The following is a 3,045-nucleotide window of genomic DNA, read 5'->3' as shown; positions in this document are numbered from 1 at the left end:
TGATATTGGATTGTTGGAGAGATACAGATGAGTCAAATTAGTCAGAGATTGCAGGGGTGTGATGTCTGATATTGGATTGTCGAACAGATTCAGATGAGTCAAATTAGTCAGAGATTGCAGGGGTGTGATGTTTGATATTGGATTGTCGAACAGCTCCAACTTATTGCTACTTGACAGTATCTGGTTCGCTTCATAAATGTCAGAAGTGCCAACTTTTTTTAACAGCTCTTCAACTGTATATCTTGCTGCTTCTGAAAGGCTATCTTTGTTCAAGCACCAGTCGGCAAAGCTGCTGAATTCTGCGGGATTTGGTTGTTGTTCAGACATAAAATTGTTGTAAATTAGGAGAATATCAGACTAGGACTTACGCACGGGTGGCCAGAAACCGGGTTTTTACGAGATTATTCGCAGGCAGCCCGCAGATTAGGTAAAAAACCCGGTTTCTTGGATCTTGGTGAGTTGAGGACTGTACTTGTTAAACATGGTTGGGGAGTTTCAAGTTTGCACGTTAAATTCGTCAGGCTCTATTCTCCAGTTTACCCAGCGAATTGCCTCTTTAGCAGATGTCACATCAGGCGGCACTCGCAACGCATAAAGCAATCCCGTATTCAGAAAGCTCATTTTCAACGAAAAACTGCTAAAGAACGCTCCAATGCGTCGAAATCGTCCTCAAAATCGATTTTTAACAGGGTATGTATCCCTGGCAAGTGTCTAATTTAGTGGCTGCTAGTTCTTGACAAATACGATCGCACAAAATGACATCCAATCCTGTAAATGCCGATCGCACAAGCACCCACTTTAATCATTTCCACAGCGTGCGATCGATCGCGAAAAGTGGAAAGCGATCTCGCCCTCCACTTTTCGCTATCAACTGGAATCTGAGCTTTTTGTGCAGACTAAGGTTTGTTAAACCTTAGTCTGCGACATACCGCCAACCTTGGGGCTCATATTCGCGCTGAATCCGCACCATCCAATTACCTTCAGGAATTGCGATCGCATGGTGTTCTTCGTGACTCAATAAAGCTGTCGGCGAAAGCACTCGCAAGTACAGAGTACCGTCTTTTTCGTAAAGTTCAGCTTGTCCCTCAATGATCTGGTGAGAATGTCCCGTGACTTCACCTTCGGCGAGAGTTAGGTGAGGTTTCTTTTCTCCTGCGATTTGCGGTACCGGGGTGAGAATTACGTCGCCTTGTCGGATGGGCTGCATAGGTTTTTTCTAATTTTTGTTTGCTGATGTCGATCGAGCTTTCGTACTACTATTTTATTGCCTCTTACGGTGGCATGACTGTTGAACAATTGAAAAAATATATCGATGAGCAAGATATATCTGTTGAATAAACAGACTTATTGTGCTTTGATGTCGTCATCCACCCTCTCACTGCTTAACGCTTGCGCTTGTAAGGTTGTAAGTCGGTGGAATCAAGCGCGTCACCGCACCTCCGATCCCACACCAATCGAGGCGACAAGCGATCGGGGATTCCGGTCTTTTTAGCTAAAATTTGTTACAATTTGTAAAAATACTGGATAAGGACTTGTAAAATGCGGGTTGCGATCGCAGGTGCGGGACTGGCTGGAATGACCGCAGCAGTCGATTTAGTCGATGCTGGCCACGAAGTAGAAATTTTTGAATCTCGCCCCTTTGTCGGCGGCAAAGTAGGCAGTTGGGTAGATCCCGACGGGAATCATGTGGAAATGGGTTTGCACGTCTTCTTCGGCTGCTATTATAACTTATTTGCTCTGATGAAAAAAGTAGGAGCTTTTGACGATTTGCTCCTCAAAGAACACGTTCACACTTTTATCAATCGAGGGGGCGAAACTGGTTCTTTAGATTTTCGCTTTCCGGTGGGTGCTCCGTTGCACGGTTTAAAGGCATTTTTTACTACATCCCAACTATCAGTACAGGACAAAATTCAAAATGCGATCGCCCTCGGAACTAGCCCCATCGTCCGAGGTTTGATCGACTTTGACGGAGCAATGAAAACTATCCGCGATTTGGATAAAATTAGCTTTGCTGACTGGTTTCGCGGTCAAGGCGGCAATCAAAACTCCCTCAAAAGAATGTGGAATCCGATCGCCTACGCACTAGGTTTTATCGACACCGAAAATATTTCTGCCCGGTGTATGTTGACAATATTCCAATTCTTTGCAACAAAAACCGAAGCCTCTATGATGCGGATGCTAGCCGGTTCTCCCAGCGAATATTTGCACAAACCAATTGTGGAATATTTGGAAAGCAAAGGAACCAAAATTCATACTAGGCGCAGAGTCCGAGAAATTCAGTTTCAAGAAGCAGCAGAAACCCGCGTCACAGGCCTGGTAGTAGCGAACGGCGAAACAGAAGAAAATATCACCGCCGATGCCTACGTTTTCGCCTTAGACGTGCCGGGGATTCAAAAAATATTGCCGCCAGCTTGGCGCAAATGGTCGGAATTTGACAATATTTACAAATTGGATGCGGTGCCGGTTGCTACAGTACAATTGCGGTTCGACGGTTGGGTAACGGAACTGGAAGATGAAGCGCAGCGCAAACAGTTGAGCCACGCTGTAGGAATTGATAATTTGCTATATTCAGCAGATGCAGATTTTTCTTGTTTTGCAGATTTGGCGCTGACAAGTCCCAAGGATTACTATAAAGAAGGACAAGGTTCTCTGTTGCAGTTGGTGCTGACACCGGGCGATCCGTTTATCAAACAAAGCAATGAGGCGATCGCCCAACACGTACTCAAGCAAGTTCAGGATTTATTTCCCTCAGCACGGGAATTAAACATGACTTGGTACAGCGTGGTTAAGTTGGCTCAATCTTTGTATCGCGAAGCACCGGGAATGGATGTTTACCGCCCCGCTCAAAAAACTCCTGTGCCTAACTTCTTTTTAGCAGGAAGTTACACTCAGCAAGACTACATTGATAGCATGGAAGGTGCAACACTTTCCGGTCATCAAGCCGCTAAGGTAATTCTCGAAGTTTACGGTCATTAGTCATTAGTCATTAGTCATTAGTCATTAGTCATTAGTCATTAGTCATTAGTCATTAGTCATTAGTCATTA

General features: G+C 44.8%; 4 protein-coding genes. 1 reads left to right on the top strand and 3 read right to left on the bottom strand.

Features of this window, described 5'->3' with window-relative positions; translation table 11 throughout:
• The 3 genes from QUA97_RS26755 to QUA97_RS26745 all read right to left on the bottom strand — a co-directional run.
• Nucleotides 1-327 (bottom strand): leucine-rich repeat domain-containing protein (locus QUA97_RS26755; protein ID WP_333197261.1); only part of this gene is annotated, 327 nt, incomplete at its 3' end.
• Nucleotides 328-495: 168 nt separating this feature from the next.
• Nucleotides 496-621, bottom strand: a complete 126-nt coding sequence (locus QUA97_RS26750) for a hypothetical protein (RefSeq protein WP_255515894.1) — start codon at nucleotides 619-621, stop codon at nucleotides 496-498.
• Between the two features lie 292 nt (nucleotides 622-913).
• The gene (locus tag QUA97_RS26745) at nucleotides 914-1,207 is read right to left on the bottom strand and encodes a hypothetical protein (protein ID WP_265238746.1); all 294 of its coding nucleotides are present in this window, start codon (nucleotides 1,205-1,207) and stop codon (nucleotides 914-916) included.
• A gap of 332 nt (nucleotides 1,208-1,539) precedes the next feature.
• Between QUA97_RS26745 and zds the strand changes: the two genes are divergently transcribed.
• On the top strand, nucleotides 1,540-2,976 hold the full coding sequence (gene zds / locus QUA97_RS26740) for a 9,9'-di-cis-zeta-carotene desaturase (RefSeq protein ID WP_194068592.1): 1,437 nt from the start codon (nucleotides 1,540-1,542) through the stop codon (nucleotides 2,974-2,976).
• The last annotated feature ends 69 nt before the right edge of the window (nucleotides 2,977-3,045 follow it).

The sequence above is a fragment of the Microcoleus sp. CZ3-B2 genome (assembly GCF_036705055.1).
Taxonomy (GTDB): Bacteria; Cyanobacteriota; Cyanobacteriia; order Cyanobacteriales; family Microcoleaceae; genus Microcoleus.
Note: the sequence above shows the minus strand (reverse complement) of the source record. Positions and strands in the feature narration are given on the sequence as shown.